General features: G+C 63.1%; 22 protein-coding genes. 4 read left to right on the forward strand and 18 right to left on the reverse strand.

Annotation, left to right across the window (positions count from 1 at the left end):
• The first annotated feature begins 18 nt into the window (after positions 1 to 18).
• Complete coding sequence (locus tag METLW4_RS0112070; RefSeq protein ID WP_198290187.1) at positions 19 to 660, forward strand: hypothetical protein; 642 nt, start codon at positions 19 to 21, stop codon at positions 658 to 660.
• Positions 661 to 848: 188 nt separating this feature from the next.
• Here the strand turns inward: METLW4_RS0112070 and METLW4_RS0112075 are convergent, their stop codons facing one another.
• From METLW4_RS0112075 to METLW4_RS26495, 18 genes are all read right to left on the reverse strand, one after another.
• Complete coding sequence (locus METLW4_RS0112075) at positions 849 to 1,901, reverse strand: tyrosine-type recombinase/integrase (protein WP_018266475.1); 1,053 nt, start codon at positions 1,899 to 1,901, stop codon at positions 849 to 851.
• Positions 1,902 to 2,100: 199 nt separating this feature from the next.
• Complete coding sequence (locus tag METLW4_RS27790; protein WP_018266476.1) at positions 2,101 to 2,418, reverse strand: hypothetical protein; 318 nt, start codon at positions 2,416 to 2,418, stop codon at positions 2,101 to 2,103.
• The gene (locus tag METLW4_RS0112085; protein ID WP_018266477.1) at positions 2,415 to 2,732 is read right to left on the reverse strand and encodes a hypothetical protein; all 318 of its coding nucleotides are present in this window, start codon (positions 2,730 to 2,732) and stop codon (positions 2,415 to 2,417) included. Before METLW4_RS0112085 ends, METLW4_RS27790 begins: the two co-directional genes overlap by 4 nt.
• Before the next feature lie 19 nt (positions 2,733 to 2,751).
• Positions 2,752 to 3,129, reverse strand: coding sequence for a hypothetical protein (locus METLW4_RS28310; RefSeq protein ID WP_198290188.1), 378 nt, complete (start codon positions 3,127 to 3,129; stop codon positions 2,752 to 2,754).
• A 355-nt stretch (positions 3,130 to 3,484) separates the two neighbouring features.
• Positions 3,485 to 4,015: a hypothetical protein gene (locus METLW4_RS0112100; RefSeq protein WP_157235088.1), complete on the reverse strand. Its 531-nt coding sequence runs from the start codon at positions 4,013 to 4,015 to the stop codon at positions 3,485 to 3,487.
• Positions 4,012 to 5,823 (reverse strand): SNF2-related protein, encoded by a 1,812-nt coding sequence (locus tag METLW4_RS0112105; protein ID WP_245258446.1) that lies wholly within the window; start codon positions 5,821 to 5,823, stop codon positions 4,012 to 4,014. The genes METLW4_RS0112100 and METLW4_RS0112105 overlap by 4 nt, the downstream gene beginning before the upstream one ends.
• Positions 5,820 to 6,011 carry a hypothetical protein gene (locus METLW4_RS0112110; protein WP_018266481.1) on the reverse strand — a complete coding sequence of 64 codons (192 nt, stop codon included), beginning with the start codon at positions 6,009 to 6,011 and terminating at the stop codon, positions 5,820 to 5,822. The genes METLW4_RS0112105 and METLW4_RS0112110 overlap by 4 nt, the downstream gene beginning before the upstream one ends.
• Positions 6,008 to 6,220 carry a hypothetical protein gene (locus METLW4_RS0112115; RefSeq protein ID WP_018266482.1) on the reverse strand — a complete coding sequence of 71 codons (213 nt, stop codon included), beginning with the start codon at positions 6,218 to 6,220 and terminating at the stop codon, positions 6,008 to 6,010. The genes METLW4_RS0112110 and METLW4_RS0112115 overlap by 4 nt, the downstream gene beginning before the upstream one ends.
• A 226-nt stretch (positions 6,221 to 6,446) precedes the next feature.
• On the reverse strand, positions 6,447 to 6,626 hold the full coding sequence (locus METLW4_RS0112125; RefSeq protein ID WP_018266484.1) for a hypothetical protein: 180 nt from the start codon (positions 6,624 to 6,626) through the stop codon (positions 6,447 to 6,449).
• 3 nt (positions 6,627 to 6,629) lie between these two features.
• On the reverse strand, positions 6,630 to 7,712 hold the full coding sequence (locus tag METLW4_RS28315; RefSeq protein WP_083919316.1) for a recombinase RecT: 1,083 nt from the start codon (positions 7,710 to 7,712) through the stop codon (positions 6,630 to 6,632).
• Between the two features lie 14 nt (positions 7,713 to 7,726).
• Positions 7,727 to 8,524 (reverse strand): hypothetical protein, encoded by a 798-nt coding sequence (locus tag METLW4_RS0112135; RefSeq protein ID WP_198290189.1) that lies wholly within the window; start codon positions 8,522 to 8,524, stop codon positions 7,727 to 7,729.
• Between the two features lie 347 nt (positions 8,525 to 8,871).
• Positions 8,872 to 9,897, reverse strand: coding sequence for a YqaJ viral recombinase family protein (locus METLW4_RS0112140; protein WP_018266487.1), 1,026 nt, complete (start codon positions 9,895 to 9,897; stop codon positions 8,872 to 8,874).
• Positions 9,894 to 10,064, reverse strand: a complete 171-nt coding sequence (locus tag METLW4_RS27805; protein WP_018266488.1) for a hypothetical protein — start codon at positions 10,062 to 10,064, stop codon at positions 9,894 to 9,896. The genes METLW4_RS0112140 and METLW4_RS27805 overlap by 4 nt, the downstream gene beginning before the upstream one ends.
• 2 nt (positions 10,065 to 10,066) lie before the next feature.
• On the reverse strand, positions 10,067 to 10,390 hold the full coding sequence (locus tag METLW4_RS0112150; RefSeq protein WP_018266489.1) for a hypothetical protein: 324 nt from the start codon (positions 10,388 to 10,390) through the stop codon (positions 10,067 to 10,069).
• Between the two features lie 12 nt (positions 10,391 to 10,402).
• Positions 10,403 to 10,639, reverse strand: a complete 237-nt coding sequence (locus tag METLW4_RS0112155) for a hypothetical protein (protein WP_043331834.1) — start codon at positions 10,637 to 10,639, stop codon at positions 10,403 to 10,405.
• Positions 10,640 to 10,641: 2 nt separating this feature from the next.
• Positions 10,642 to 10,968: a hypothetical protein gene (locus tag METLW4_RS0112160; protein WP_157235090.1), complete on the reverse strand. Its 327-nt coding sequence runs from the start codon at positions 10,966 to 10,968 to the stop codon at positions 10,642 to 10,644.
• 26 nt (positions 10,969 to 10,994) lie between these two features.
• Entirely contained in the window at positions 10,995 to 11,366 is a 372-nt protein-coding gene (locus METLW4_RS0112165; RefSeq protein ID WP_018266492.1) for a hypothetical protein, read from the reverse strand.
• Positions 11,367 to 11,706: 340 nt separating this feature from the next.
• Complete coding sequence (locus METLW4_RS26495) at positions 11,707 to 12,498, reverse strand: XRE family transcriptional regulator (protein WP_198290190.1); 792 nt, start codon at positions 12,496 to 12,498, stop codon at positions 11,707 to 11,709.
• Positions 12,499 to 12,529: 31 nt separating this feature from the next.
• Here METLW4_RS26495 and METLW4_RS0112180 point away from each other — a divergent pair, with 31 nt between their 5' ends.
• From METLW4_RS0112180 to METLW4_RS0112195, 3 genes are all read left to right on the forward strand, one after another.
• Positions 12,530 to 12,757, forward strand: a complete 228-nt coding sequence (locus METLW4_RS0112180; RefSeq protein ID WP_018266495.1) for a transcriptional regulator — start codon at positions 12,530 to 12,532, stop codon at positions 12,755 to 12,757.
• An 88-nt stretch (positions 12,758 to 12,845) separates the two neighbouring features.
• A complete protein-coding gene (locus METLW4_RS0112185; protein WP_018266496.1) occupies positions 12,846 to 13,103 on the forward strand; it encodes a LuxR C-terminal-related transcriptional regulator in 258 nt (85 codons plus the stop codon).
• Between the two features lie 281 nt (positions 13,104 to 13,384).
• Positions 13,385 to 13,831 carry a phage regulatory CII family protein gene (locus METLW4_RS0112195; protein ID WP_018266497.1) on the forward strand — a complete coding sequence of 149 codons (447 nt, stop codon included), beginning with the start codon at positions 13,385 to 13,387 and terminating at the stop codon, positions 13,829 to 13,831.
• Positions 13,832 to 13,835: the final 4 nt, after the last annotated feature.

Raw genomic sequence — 13,835 nt, forward strand, 5'->3', positions numbered from 1 at the left:
CCGACCCGAGTTCAATTCATGACAAACAACTCACAGCCAGAAAATTTAGCGGCCTTACCCTCGCCCTCACCAACTGGCCCGTCACCCGATCTCCACAAGATCTACGAAGCGATGTGGCGCAACATGGAAAGGGAAAACAATCTCATCAATTACCGAAACCAATGGTCCATCGTGCTGAGCGGTGGCATTCTTGCGACACAGGGAGTGTTGCTCACAGCGCTCAGAGAAATCGACAAGAACGCCGTCGACTACTTTTTCTCCGGTGGAATTCTGATGGTGATGTTTCTTTTGTCTGCCCTGGCTATCTTTTTTTGTACAAAAACCAATGAAGGCGTTCAAGCAGCCCAAAATCAGCTAGAGTATTTGAGGCGGCATTATGATTCATTTGAATCTGATATTAAGTGCCCGGGAAATTTTTTCGAGCTAAAATTGAGATACCCACGTCCTTTCGGCGACCCTCACGACCACAACAAAGGTAACATCGCAGCGTTGTCGTTCCCAAAAGTAATGCTCGTTATTTGGGTCGTATTCGCGCTCCTCGAAGGCTCTGCCGCTTCGATATTTATCGCCGACGGTATTCGCGGCGTCTCACACAATCCGTCAGAGGCGGCGCCGAAAGACAATTCTTCTGGAGGAAAAAAAGCCCGGGTGAAGAACTAAAGATTACGCCGCAATTTCAATCGGCGAGGCACGAGACAACACGCCCGCCGAACCGGCGGCACTGGCGGAAGGGGTGGGATTCGAACCCACGGTGAAGTTTCCCCCACGGCGGTTTTCAAGACCGACAAGCAATCTGCCGCGCATATTTAGGATGATATTGAATTTGCTTGGAAATTTCAAATTTACCGTCAGGCAGACCGCCGTGGTTGTGCCGACATTTGTGCCGACCCCTCTTTGGCGCGGGCCGCCTCCTCCGGCGTCAGGAATTCGAGATAGATCTCCGTCGTCTTGACGCTCGTATGGCCCAGGTGCTTCGAAAGCGAATAGACGCTCATGCCGCCGCGCAGCGCTTCGACCGCGAACAAATGGCGGAGGTCGTGGAAACGAAATCGTTGAAATTCCTGCTTTTCCTTCTTCGCCTTGGCAATGACGGCCCGACGCACATGGGTGAAATCCGAGGCCGCTTGCGAGAAGGCCTCGCCGCCCTCCCGGCAGAAAATCAGGTCACAACCGAGTGTGACGGGCTGTGCCGACACATGTGCCGCCGCCGTTTCGGACAGAGAAATCGTCCGGCGCTTGTTCCCCTTCCCGATCACCTCGAGAGTTTTGCCCCGCGCGTTGAAGCCCCGCCAGGTTGCCTGGACGAGTTCGTCCTGCCGGCAGCCGGTGAGGCGCGCGGCGCGGATGAGGGCGCCGAAGCGCGTCGAAGCTGCGGCGATGATGACCTCGATGTCGCGCGCGACCGGTAGAACGATCGGGTCGCGCCTTTCTTTGAGAAGTCGTCGCTTGGAGAGCGTCGGGTTGCCTTCCCGCCAGCCCATCGCCTCGGCGAAGTCCAGCACCCGCGACACGGCCGTCAGATCACGCCGCACGGTCGCCGGGGTCGCCCCTTCCCGCCGGCGCGCCGAAATCATCGTCGCTATCGCCTGCCCGTCCACCTTCTCGATCGCGTAGGCGGCGAGATGCGGCTTCACCATCGAAAGCGAGACGGCGTAGCGCTTTGCCGTCGACGGGGCGATTTGTCCAGACTCGTGCTCGGCCCATTCTGTCACGGCCTCGAGCCACGTCCGGCGCCTTTCGCCGCGCCAGCGCGCCGCCGCGATCTCTTCGATCCGCTTGTCCCGGAGCCGCCGCGCAGTCGCGAGATCGCGCGTGCGTAGGCTTTCTCTATGCTCGACTCCCCGGACGGTGGCTCGCAGCCAGAAGACTCCGCCTCGGGTATAGAGATTCGGCTCGCGCATTCGGCCTCCTTCGCCGCGACATGCCGGCGGAGCTTCTCTGGATCGAAGGTCCATAGGCTGCCGATTTTTGCCGCCCCGGGCAACTCCCCTCGCGCAGCGAGCGCTTGGACGCCGCGCACGGTCAACCCAAGAATGGCGGCCGCGGCAGTCGCGCGGACGCGTTCCAACTCCACAGGCGTCGAGTGAGAGTCGCGGCGACTCACGGTTCCTCCCCTCCCCCGAGCGCCCGCTCGATCGCCTGACGCTTGCAGCGCTCCCAAACGGAGTCGACCCGCCGCCACATCGCGACCGCGGAAAGCCGCGCCGGCGAACCGGCAGGCAGCCTCCAATACTCGCGGTAGATCGGCTTGCGCGCGATGATCCTCCGCGCCCGGCGCCGCGCGAGCGCATAGGCGGCGCGGGTTTCCCGCGAGACGAGCCGCCAATGCTTCGGGCAAACCCATTCCGAATAGCCCTTGTCGGCGCCGATCGTCCTCCGGCAAAACGGGACGCAGCACGGGAGGCGACCGGCGGTCATGGGCGGCTCTGCTTCAGATAGAGCGCGACCGCGCTGCGAAGATCGCTCTCCGGGACGCCGAGAAGTTGAGCAAGGGCCTTTTGCGCATCCGAAGCGGCGGCAGCCATATCGCCTCGACTGAGGAAGCCCCGATGGCCCTTGGTGATGATCGTTTCTGAGAATTCGAACAGCACCGCTACGTGGCGGAGTTTGTCAGAGCCAAGAAACTCGCCGCCGATGCGGGTGGGGTTTTTGATCCGCGGCGCCGGCTCGGGCGCGCCGCCAGTGCGACCGATATATTTGTCGGCGATGCGCTTCGCGTCGGGCGTCCTCATAGCGGGAAATCCTCCTAGATCAAAAATCGCCGCCGCCGCCGAAGGAGCCGCCTCCGTCGAATGACGACGAGCCCGAGTCGAAGCTTCCCGAGGACGATCCGCAATCGCTCGACCACGACGAGGAATGATCATGCGAAGTTGAATGGCTGTGCGCCGAGCAATCATCATGCGTCACCGCCGGCGCAGGATCGCTGCTCGAATGCAAGGGGCTCAAGGGCGAAAGCGGATTGAGCGGCGAGAGGACATTGAGCGGCGACATGGGATGATCGACGAGGCCATCCGCCTCGGTCGACCGCGAAGCGCGCGCAACATCGGCGGAGGCTCCAGCGACGCGGCCTCGCTCCGCAGTGGCCTTTTTCCGCTCGCGGCGACTTTTCCACCAAGATATCAAGCCCATGATCATTCTCCTCTATTGAAACCGTGATCCCCGCCACTTCCGCGCGAGGCAAACGACGATGATCCAGCGCGCCTCATCGTTGTGGCCGCAGCACTGGTCGCCGCAGTTGAAATAAGGAGCGGATTGCCCAACTTCCCCGGCCAGCGCAGTCAACCATTGCGTCGCTTTCTTTTTTTCTGCCTCCGCCACGCCTCGATCCTCGCCACCACCTCCCGCGCGCGCGGCATCCGCCACTTAAGCAGGGCTCGACGCCACAGGCACGACGCCGCCCTCGGCCTGTCGAAGCAATTGCCGGCGCCGAGGTCGATTGCATTGGGGAACGCGCCACAGCGAGCGCAGCGCGGGAGTGCCGCTTTCATGGACGCTTCCCCTTCGGCGGAAGCCGGCGCCAGTGCGTCGCCGGGCGCGGATTGCGGGGATTTCCAAAAGGATGAAATTCGCCGGGCCGACGGAGTTCAATAATGGCGACGTCACCGGTCCCCGCGTCGAACACGAGCACGGGCTCGTTCAGCGGGATGGTGGCGATCGGATGATCGACGAGGCCGAACAAGTCGAGGATTCCGCTCAGCACTCCCGGCAGCCCATCGTGCTCATAGACGATATAGCCGGCCTGACCGCCGTTGCGGGCGTGGAATCCACCGCGCTCATAGGTCGGCGACGAGTTCGAACGGATGATGGTCGCGATAGCTTCCCGGAGTTCGCCCGTCTCGGCGCCAAAATATGAAGTCGACCGCCGCCTGTCTTCGAGCTCGGCGAGGTCGCGCTCGGCTTCTTCAAGCGCCGCCTCGAGCCAATGGAAATCGTCCGGGATCATAGCCTCGGTCAGGCGGCCACTCGCGATCACCTCCCGCAGGCCTTCGACGAGAGAAACGGTTGTGGGTGTCATTTCTGCCCCCTGAGCATCGCGAGAATATCGGCCTTGTGCCGCTCGGCGGCCGCCTGGGCGACAGCATGGTCGGCCTCGCCCTCCATCTTGTCGTGCATGACGCCGAGCGCCTGCGCCTCCTTGATCGCCAGCACCTCGAGCATTCCAGGATCTGTGCCGAGATCAGTCGTCAGGTAATAGGCGAGCACGCTCTCTCGTTGCCCCATGCGATGCGCCCGGTCCTCAGCCTGCCAATGGATCGCCGGAGACCAGTCGAATTCGGCGAAGACGACGACGCGGGCGCGCGCCTGAAGGCCGTCGATGCCGGTCGCGGCACGGAGCGCTATTTGGCATAGGTTCGTGTCGCCGGCCGCGAAGCGCTTCACCGCCGTGTCCTTCTGGCCCATGGTCTCCTGCCCAGTGATCCGGACCGGGCCGAAGTCCTCGAGCGCGTCCGAGATCAGGTCGTGGACGGAGTGGTGATGCGCGAAGACGAGCGTCGGCTGTTCGGCTTCGAGGAGCGCGCGCAGGAACGCAATGACGCCGGGCGCTTTGGCGACGCCAGTCGCCATTCTCGTCTTTGCGAGCGCCTCGGCTTCCATTTTGCCGCGATCGAAGGGATCACGGACGAGCGCCGCATCCTTGGCGAGCTTGACCGCTTCCTTCAGCAGCTCAGCGAACTTCGCATTGTCCGCGTCGATCGGTTCGATGACGCGCTGCTTCTCCGGCAACTCGCCGAGCACCTCGGCCTTCGTCCGACGCAGTAAGAGCCCGCGGTCGCGGAGATAGGTCCCCAGCGCGTCCGGCTGTGCGACCAAATTCGGGTCGCCCGACTCGACACACCATGTCCGCTGGAAATCGACCTTCGTCCCAAGGCAGCCGCGATTGATCGTGTTCCAGACGTTATAGACCTCAATTCCTTTGTTGTAGATCGGCGTGCCCGACAGGCCAACGGCTGTTTTCGCGCTGCGAGCGAGCGTTCGGCAGGACTCGTGCTTCCTCGTCCCCGGGTGACGTAGCTCCTGGCATTCGTCGAAGATGATCGTCCGGACGCCACGTGTGCGCAGCCAATTCTCCCAGGCGCCCATGATGAGATAATGGGCGAGGTAGAGATCGGCCTTCGGCGTGTCACGCTCGGCCTTGATCCCACGCAGCGAAAGCCATGAGATCGCGCCAGCCGGCCCCGCGAGCGGCCGCGTCGCGTCACGCGCCTCGAGGAATTCCTCGATCTTCCGCTCCCAATGCTTCATGACATGCGATTGGCAGATGATCACCGCCGGCCAATCGTCGAGGCGATCGAGCAGCGCCAGTGCCTGGGGCGTTTTTCCTAATCCCATGTCGTCACCGAGCACCGTCTTACGATGCGCAACCATGAAGCTGAGGCCTTCCTTCTGGAAGTCACGCAGCGTGCCCTTGAATCGACCGCCGCCTTTCGGTGAGCCGATCGGCGCGAGCGTGAGCCGCTCTTCATAGGACGCCATGAGGTCGGAATATTGCTCCGCCCACAACTCCGCGGCCGTACGACCGATCGAGACCGGGAAGCGATGCATCAACATCAACAGGTCTTCGAACATCGATGCAACCGCTGGCCATGAGATAGCGTCGCGGGCCTTCGAGCAACGCGCTCCGGAGAACAGCTTCTCGGCCATGACGATGACGACTGGCGAGCCCTTGAGCGACCAGCGCGCGCCGCCGCCGCCTTCCGGCGTCTCTTCCGTGACGGAAAGCGTCAGATGCGCGATGGCGCCGCGATCGTCGGGACGCTGTAGCAGCGCCGGGAATCGGCTGGGCGCCGCGTGCTCCACGAGGGTGAGTGCAGTTGTCGTCACAGAGGCAACCTTTCTTCCTCGGCCTTGCGCCGATAATCGTCGCGGATCGCTTCGAGGATCAACGTCTGCCGATCGGCCGTGGCGCGTGACATCTTGTTCGCGTCGATCAGACGGGGGTAGACGCGGCGACGTTGTGCGAGTTCGCGCTCAACTTCCTTGAGCTTCTCGGACGATGAAAACTCCGTCATTCGATTGCCCTTCCGTGGTCTAGCGCCGACCTCTCGGCCTCTCCGCCGATCTCCCGCAGCAACTCCTCCGCCAGCACCCGCAGCGCACTGGCGGCCCCGTCGGCGCGCTTCGTCGTCGCCCGCGCCTCGACGCCGTCGGCGACCCGCAGCGCTTGATCGATCGCGAAAAGGAGCCCGGCGCGATAGCCGGCGGCGAATTCCGCCGTCATGCGGCCTGCCCTCGCCACAGGGCGACCGCCTCCCGCCATGTTGCAACGCCCAGCTTTTGGCAGATCACGCTCGAGCGCCGCTGCGCTGATCTCAGACTGATGCCGACGCTCTCCGCGGCCTCTCCGAGACCGCGCGCTCCGCTCTGTAGCGCGCGCAAGAATTCGGCCTCGGCCGGCGTCAAAGCGCCTGGGTCGGTTACATGACGGGGAGGAATCGAGAGCGCCATCAAACCCTCTTTCTCTCGGGGTTCAAGAATATGCTCGTGCGCAGCTGGCAAAAATTGTGCGTGTCGACGTCAACGAGATCGACGCTGGCGCCGACCTCCTCCTCGAGGTCGAGCAGGATTTTCTGGATGGCCTCTTCGGCCGCGGTGACGCGCGGGTCGTTGTCAAGATCCCTGGCCATTTCTCACGCTCTCCCGTCCGCCTGCTTCGCCGCCGCCATCAGCCCCTTCATATGCGGGTTGAGCGCATCGATCTGCTCGGGGCGCAGGCGGTTGAACCAAGCATCAAATGCGCGGCGGCCTTCGAGCGACTTCGCGCGCGCCGCGTCGAGGAGCTTTTCGTCTTCGGTTCGATCGTCCGGCTCGTCGACGGATTGGTCGGCCGCAGGAGCGGCGGCGGCGGAGTCCCGTTCGCCAGCGTCCGTTCCCGCGGCCTGCGACGACGGGGCTGCGGCATCCCCGGCGCCGGTCTCGGATTCGTCTTGCACGATTTCGCCGGTCTCCTGGTCATGGGCGGGCTCGCTTGGGCCGGCGAGCGCATCGAGGCGCGCGGATAGACTGCGCGGCATCTCATCGTCGGGCTTCACATTCGTCTTCGCCGTATCGAACTCGTAAAGCTCGTCGTCCCGGCGCACGAGGTCGTCGAGATCGCTCGACATCGGGAGGCGCTTCGAAAGCCGGCGTAGGACGGTCTTGCGGGCCATTTCGTCCCACCAGTCCTTCCAGGGGCCAGAAGCCCCAGCGCGAGAAACAGCACGAACCTTCTCGACCTCGGCGACGGTCATCACCTCGCGATAGATTCCGCCGTCCTTTGTCTTCGCGATGGCATAAACGAGCCTTGGCCTACCGCGCTCGTCGAGCGCCGGCTTGTGCGTGATCTTTTCCTCATCGCCGAGCGAATATTCGAACTCGTCGTTCGAGTAGGCGACATAGGCGCTGATCGATAGCAACTCGCCACTGTTGCGGACCTTCTTCAGAATGCCGCCGATCATCGGCATCCATTGGACTTTGTTCTTGAAGATCACCAGCGCGCCGTCACGGCCGTCCGGCAAAAGCCCGTCCTGCGCCGCCTTCATTGCCGATTGGAACAGCGAAACGCGATCGGCGCCGAGCAAGTCCGGGTTTCCGGTGACCGCCGTATTGATCACTCGCATGAATCTCTCAACCGGAATGTGCGCCGGGAGCGCCATGCGGAACTCGCTTTCGCGGTTCATGACCTGCGACTTGAAATCCGCGACCTGATCTCGGCGTATGACCTGCGTGCTCATGATGCTTTCACCCTTCAATAGTTGATCGTGACATGCGGGATCGACCGGCTCGCAATCAGGATCACCGCGGCCCGCGCATCGTCTTCGGAAAAGCCGGCCTCGACGAACGCCTTCGCCGCCGCGTTGTTGATCGTCGCCCGATGCTCGCGGTCGGCTTCGCGAGCCACCGCCTCGGCGGTTTCGCGAGCACGCTTCTCTTCGAATTCTTGCTTGGCGAGTAGGCCGGCGGCCCTCGCGCGCTGCTCGGCCTCCTCTGCCTGCCGGCGCAATTCCAGCTCGCGGCGCTCGGCGGCGAGGCGCTCCTCCTCGGCTCTGAGCGCGGTCTCGCGCTCCCGGCGCTCCGCCTCGTCGCGCTCGGCGCGGGCCTTGGCCTCGATAGCTTCCCTCTCGGCGCGGGCCGCCGCTTCCCAGCGCTCAATCTCCTCGGCGGCTTTGCGCTCGGTTTCCTGTCGGGCACGCTCTGCCGCCTCGCGGGCGATGCGCTCGTCGCGCTCGCGGGCCTCGCGCGCGACTGCTTCCTCGCGCAGACGCGCCAGCTCGGCTTGCTCGGCTTCGCGCTTTTCGGCGGCGGCGATGGCGACCGTCAGGCGCGTGCGGGCGCCGTCCTTTGCCGCCGCATATTCGGCAATGAACTCTTCGCAGGCCGGACCGATTTCGAGGGAGTCCACATCGCGCAAATAGGCGCGCAGGACATCGGCTGCGGAAACGGCCTGAACGCCGATGCACGTTTCCGTCAGCCATTGGATTTTCTCTTTGTGCCGGCCGACGCGCCGCTCCTCCGCCTCTTCCCACTCCGTCAGCGGCGCCCGCACCTCGTCCCGCCAAGCGTCGAGCGTGTCGCGGATCGTCTTCCGCGCGGCGTCGATCTTTTTCGGAATCTCCTTCTGCGCCGCCGCGAGGTCTTTCCCGACGCTCTCGAGGTAGCTTTTGCTCTGCGAAATTTTGTGCGCCATGGACGCGATCTCTTTGCGTCCCTTGGCGGTCTCCACATTGCCCTCGAATGCGTCGATTTCCTTTCGGATCGCCGCGAGCACGGGGTCAACCGCGTTCCGCGTCGTGAAAAAGGCGAGCGCGCGCCCCTCGGGCACGGTGAGCGCCAGAGCGCCGGCCGCCGGGATCACGACGTAATCGCTCGGGGAAAGGACTTCGGCTTCCATGGTCAGGCCTTTTTGATGCGAACTGTACGATACGAACTCGGCGCCACCTCATAGGCCCCGCGCCGCACAGTCTTGGCTTCCAGCAGACGTCCATCCGCAAGCCGCCCGCGCGTCGCATTTCCGAGCGCAAATATGATCTCCGCATCGAGCGTCTTGCGCTCCTTGGCGGCAGCGCCGCCATCGGCCTCGCGTTCCTTCAGCGCCTCGCGCTGTGTGACAATCTCAGCGATGCGCGGGTTGCTGGACAGGTCGACGGTCGAGCCGTCGTCATCGGCGTAGAGGTTCGCAACCAGTTCGCCGTCCTTGCCGAAATCGGGCGGCGGCGGCTCGCCATGTTCGATGCGTTCCCAGAATGCCTCGACCTCGCGCTTGACCCGCGCCCAGACCCCGGCGTGAATGTCCACGGGAACGAGCTGGAATTTTACGCCATAGGAAACGACGAGCGCGCCAATCGCTGCCCACTGCGCATCGGCCATATGCGCCTCGACGATCGTCTGCACAAAATATTCGAGCGGCGGAGCGATCTCTCCGTTCTCGTCTTTCCAATCCTTCTCGAAGATCATCGCCGCGACGGATTTTTGTTGCACAAGACCGAAGCCGCGCGCCGGGTCATTGACGAGCAGATCGGGCGTGGCGCCGATGCGCAGCGCAGGATCGCGATAATATTCCTTGCATCTTCTCACGATCCAATCAGGCTTCAACCGCCGCAATAGATCGGCGCCGACCTCTTCGAGCGCGAGACCACGGCCAAGGGGCGAAAGCTCGATCGAGTCCTCGCCTATCTTGTCGTCCGCGCCATCTTCCTGGAGCTCGCCCGTCTTGAGCATGTGGAGCCGCAGCGGCGTCATGTATTTGCTGACGCCAAGGAGCCCCGCCGCCGCCGACGCGGTCACATCCTGCTGGCGCAGCGCGAGCCATTGGTCTCGGCTTTCGATCGGGACACGCTGGACACCATTCGATGTGAGCCGATCGACGACAGCGGCCGCAGCGGCGCTGAGAGAGGTTTGCTGGAACGTCGCGATCGTCATTCTGTGATCTCCCGCACGTTGAACGCCACGATTTCGATTGAATCCGCACGCGCCTCGACGCTCTCGACGAGGAGATCGTGCTCGGCGCAGAGCGCAGTGATGATGCGCGCGATTTCCGCTTCAGCGGCTTCGACAGCGGCGCGTTGGGGTTGGGAGAGGCCGGACATCGTCACATCTCCCTTCGGGCTTCGGCGAGGGCAGCGATTGCTTTCCCGTGGGCCGCAATCTGCGCGTCCTGCCCGAGACGCGCCTCGCTTCCAGGGAAGCCGATGCTCTTGGCCGTGAACGGCTTGAATGCAGCGACCATATCCGCGAGCGCGTCATAGACGGCCGCCGCCCGCGCGAAGAGCTGCGCATTTGCCATCGCGCTTGGACCGCTGTTTACGATTGCGACCCAGGCGTCTGTTCCGCCTTCGCCGCAGACGATCGGGAATTTCCCTTCGCCCTGGTCGACGACGTGGAGCGGCTCCTTTGTGAATTTCGGCTCTTGCATTGTCGTCAGTCCTCAAAATTGAAGATCGTCGAATCCATCGCGCCCGTGCGTCAGATCGAACGGCCAACGCACGATCGGCGAATGCTCGCCACAGCAATCGTCGGTGAAGGAGAACGGCCATGCCGCCAGGCGAGTGCCGAAATCGACGGAAGGCGCCGTGCGCCGGCACAGTCCAGTCGCGCCGAAATCATTTCCGCGCGCGGTCTCGCTGTTGTCCCAGTGCTTGCAATCGGCGCATGTCGGCATCATCGTCACTCCGCCGCCTTCGGAAGCTCCGCCCGCTCCTTGAGCGAGCGCACCTTCCCCGCGAGCCCCTCGATCGACGCGAGCACGTCATCGAACGTCAGCGGATCGACTTCCCGGTTCAGCAATTCGACCGCATCGGCCTCGCACATGTCGAGCAACCGACCGGCGAGCACGAGGCGCTCGTAAGGACTCCCCGCGACCTGGCGCCGGAAGGAGATCGCGTCGGAAAGAAGATTGCTCGCGGCCTCTTCGAGCTTGCCCGCGAAGCCGTCGACCATGGCGCTGAAGCCCGGGATCAGGCTTTCAAACAGCTCACGGTCGGAGGCGCGCAAAGCCGGCGAGGTCTTGACGGGGACCGTCATCGCGAGACTCCCGTCTGAGCGTGATTGAGGGTGCTGTGCTCGACCGCCGGGTTCCACGGCACGACACCGGCCTCGCGCATATCGTCGATGATACGCTCGTGAATTCGATCGTTCTCACGCTGGCGCAGCGCGTCGGCGATCAGTCGCCAAAGCGGATTGCGGCGATCGAGCATCGCCGAGCGCGTGACCCAGCGGCCGTCGACCTTCGCAGAGGCGTCGATTTCGATGCGGAGGACGGCCCAGTCGTCGGAGCCATAGGAAATGGTGGCGCGCCCCCAGGCGCAGGCCTCGAACTGGCAGAGGAGACCGTCGACGGTCTTGACGCTGCCGAGCGGCAGCTCTTCGAAGGGAAACTCGATCTCACGCATGGCTCACCTCGGTTGATGAGCCAATGTAATTTGATACTTCCCTTTATGTCAACTGAAATCAGGGCGTATGTGAAGCGTTAATGCTGAGCCCGATCCCGACCGGTAAGCCCGATTGTAATTCCGAGGCGTTCCGCGATGATCTCGCGGACGCGATACCAGTGTCCCTCGGGTCGATTCCCGTCGATTGTCTCCTGCTCTCGGAGAGCACGACAAAGCGTTTCTGCGTAAGCCTGTCCTCCACCAAACCGCGCAATGAGATCGTCCGCGTCGCGCTGGACTAGCGCCTCATATTCTGCGCGTCTCGCTAAATAGGCTTTTCGGTTGAAGAGCCAGTCGAGCATCATGACACCGTGAAGCGGCCGACATACCGGCCGATGATGTTCACTTCGTCGAGCGTCGCCTCATAGGGCTCATACTGCGCGTTTGCCGATATGACTCGAATTTTCAAAGGGTCACTTCCCCTAACAATTTGAATACGCTTGATGACGACACCGATTCCATCCCACAGAGCAAAAATGCCTTCCGGGCTCGGCACACGATAGCGAATATCGACGAAAACCCGGTCTCCCTCCAAGAGCCGCGGCTCCATCGAGTCGCCGATCACCTCAAAGACACGTACATGCTTGGGAGCCGCATGCAGCATCTCCCGAACGACGGAATTTGGGATAATCCATTGGTCCCGGATTCCTTCAGCCTCGTAGGCATTCCCATTGCCGTCATGGACGTAATAGACCGTGGCAGGCACGCCGCCCCCGCCGGCGCCCGCACGTACATCGACCTCGAGAATCGCTTCTCCGCTGTCCGGCAATCCCAAATCGCGCTCGACTGAAGATTCGCCCTTCGGCGCCCCTTGTCGAAGAGGCTCTCCTTCGCCTGTCGCCAGCCAATGGACGTCGACCTTCAAATAGACCGCCGCTTTTTTCAGCGAGCCCGCGGAGGGTTCGGTTTTGCCGGTGACCCACTGGCTCACTGAATTTCGCGATACGCCGACCGCCTTAGCGAGATCGGATTGATTCCGCTCGGCTCGGTCCAATGCCCATTGTATGCGCGCGCCCAAGGTTCCCATTGACACATTGTGAAGTGTGTCCGGGCAAATTTCGCCGGAAGAATTGATTGACATAAAGGGAAGCATAAAGTTACACTCCTTCCCACGGAGACTTCCCATGCAGATTGTTGATCGCGTCATCGAGGCCTACGGCGGCGCCGCGGCGCTCGCCCGCCGTCTCGGCATCAGCCGCAATGCAATTTCAGACTGGCGCAGCAAGCAGCGCGTCCCCGTCGAGCGAGTTCTTGAGATCGAGCGATTGACGGGAATTCCGCGCCACGAAATCCGACCGGACATTTATCCAATCGAGCCGACGAGCCACGCCCAACCGACCGAGGCGGCATGATGCGTCACTCTCTCGTCCTCACAATCGTTCTCGCGTTCGACGCTGCAGTCGTCACCTTCCTCGCATCACTGATTGCGGGAGCACTCCGATGATCCGTGTCATTCCTCTCGCGCCCAACGAACGCCGCGTGCTCGAACTGCGCGCCAGCGGCGCAACCTACGGCGATATCGCCAGCGCCGAGGGGCTCACCATCAACGATGTGCTCGCCGCGATCGGCATCATCTGCATGAAGCTCGACGTAGGGTCGGAACAAGAGGCCGTTCGCGCATTCACTGGCGAAGACCTCGAGACAGCCTTGCGCGCCGAGCACGAATGCCGGTTCGGCGCCGAGCAAGAGGCAGCCTGAAATGCTCACGGCAATCTTTTCCTTCCTCGGCGAGGCGATCCGCGACGCCGCCGCGACAGAATACGAGCCGCTCATCGAGCGGACATGAGTTCCGGGTGCTCCCGGATGGCGCGCGCCGCAGCGCTCAGTGCGGCAGCCCTCCTTGGGCGTTTCCTCCCAAACTTCCCCGGCGCTCCGGCGCCGGGGCTCTTTCGCAAGCGTGTAAAGCCCGCGTTCCGTCCGATTCAGGTCACGCGCACGGACGGAGGGCAACCCAGAATGCAGCGCGGGAATTACGGGGCATGCCAAAGCAGCGCGACTACGGAACGACGAAGGACATCGTGACGCGACTGGTCGACGAAGCCGGCGGCGTGAAGCGCGCGGCCTTCCTGCTCGAGCGCGCGGTGTCGCGTGTCTACGAGCTGTGCGACCCGGCCTGCCCCGACCAGATGTCCTACGACTTCGTGCGCAAGCTCACCGAATTCTGTGGCTCGACCGCCGCGGCCGAAGACCTGGCGGCTCTCGCTGGCGGCGCCTTCATGCCGATCACGATCGACGACGGCGACCTCTCGCGCATCGCCGCCGACAAGGCCCACGAACACGGTCGCGTCACGACGCAGCTCTTCGTGGCGATGGGCGACGGCAAGGTCACGCCGGACGAAGCGCGCGAACTTTTGAAGCAGGTCGACAGCGAGTTGCGCGCGCTCATGACGTTGCGGGCGAAGCTCGTTTCTCTAACGAAGGGCTGAAAAA

It is taken from the genome of Methylosinus sp. LW4 (assembly GCF_000379125.1).
Classification (GTDB): domain Bacteria; phylum Pseudomonadota; class Alphaproteobacteria; order Rhizobiales; family Beijerinckiaceae; genus Methylosinus.

Coding starts and splice junctions, on each gene's coding strand:
- METLW4_RS0112070 (WP_198290187.1), top strand. CDS start 19: ATGACAAACAACTCACAGCCAGAAAATTTAGCGGCCTTACCCTCGCCC.
- METLW4_RS0112075 (WP_018266475.1), bottom strand. CDS start 1,901: ATGCGCGAGCCGAATCTCTATACCCGAGGCGGAGTCTTCTGGCTGCGA.
- METLW4_RS27790 (WP_018266476.1), bottom strand. CDS start 2,418: ATGACCGCCGGTCGCCTCCCGTGCTGCGTCCCGTTTTGCCGGAGGACG.
- METLW4_RS0112085 (WP_018266477.1), bottom strand. CDS start 2,732: ATGAGGACGCCCGACGCGAAGCGCATCGCCGACAAATATATCGGTCGC.
- METLW4_RS28310 (WP_198290188.1), bottom strand. CDS start 3,129: ATGGGCTTGATATCTTGGTGGAAAAGTCGCCGCGAGCGGAAAAAGGCC.
- METLW4_RS0112100 (WP_157235088.1), bottom strand. CDS start 4,015: ATGACACCCACAACCGTTTCTCTCGTCGAAGGCCTGCGGGAGGTGATC.
- METLW4_RS0112110 (WP_018266481.1), bottom strand. CDS start 6,011: ATGACGGAGTTTTCATCGTCCGAGAAGCTCAAGGAAGTTGAGCGCGAA.
- METLW4_RS0112115 (WP_018266482.1), bottom strand. CDS start 6,220: ATGACGGCGGAATTCGCCGCCGGCTATCGCGCCGGGCTCCTTTTCGCG.
- METLW4_RS0112125 (WP_018266484.1), bottom strand. CDS start 6,626: ATGGCCAGGGATCTTGACAACGACCCGCGCGTCACCGCGGCCGAAGAG.
- METLW4_RS28315 (WP_083919316.1), bottom strand. CDS start 7,712: ATGAGCACGCAGGTCATACGCCGAGATCAGGTCGCGGATTTCAAGTCG.
- METLW4_RS0112140 (WP_018266487.1), bottom strand. CDS start 9,897: ATGACGATCGCGACGTTCCAGCAAACCTCTCTCAGCGCCGCTGCGGCC.
- METLW4_RS27805 (WP_018266488.1), bottom strand. CDS start 10,064: ATGTCCGGCCTCTCCCAACCCCAACGCGCCGCTGTCGAAGCCGCTGAA.
- METLW4_RS0112150 (WP_018266489.1), bottom strand. CDS start 10,390: ATGCAAGAGCCGAAATTCACAAAGGAGCCGCTCCACGTCGTCGACCAG.
- METLW4_RS0112155 (WP_043331834.1), bottom strand. CDS start 10,639: ATGATGCCGACATGCGCCGATTGCAAGCACTGGGACAACAGCGAGACC.
- METLW4_RS0112165 (WP_018266492.1), bottom strand. CDS start 11,366: ATGCGTGAGATCGAGTTTCCCTTCGAAGAGCTGCCGCTCGGCAGCGTC.
- METLW4_RS26495 (WP_198290190.1), bottom strand. CDS start 12,498: ATGCTTCCCTTTATGTCAATCAATTCTTCCGGCGAAATTTGCCCGGAC.
- METLW4_RS0112180 (WP_018266495.1), top strand. CDS start 12,530: ATGCAGATTGTTGATCGCGTCATCGAGGCCTACGGCGGCGCCGCGGCG.
- METLW4_RS0112185 (WP_018266496.1), top strand. CDS start 12,846: ATGATCCGTGTCATTCCTCTCGCGCCCAACGAACGCCGCGTGCTCGAA.
- METLW4_RS0112195 (WP_018266497.1), top strand. CDS start 13,385: ATGCCAAAGCAGCGCGACTACGGAACGACGAAGGACATCGTGACGCGA.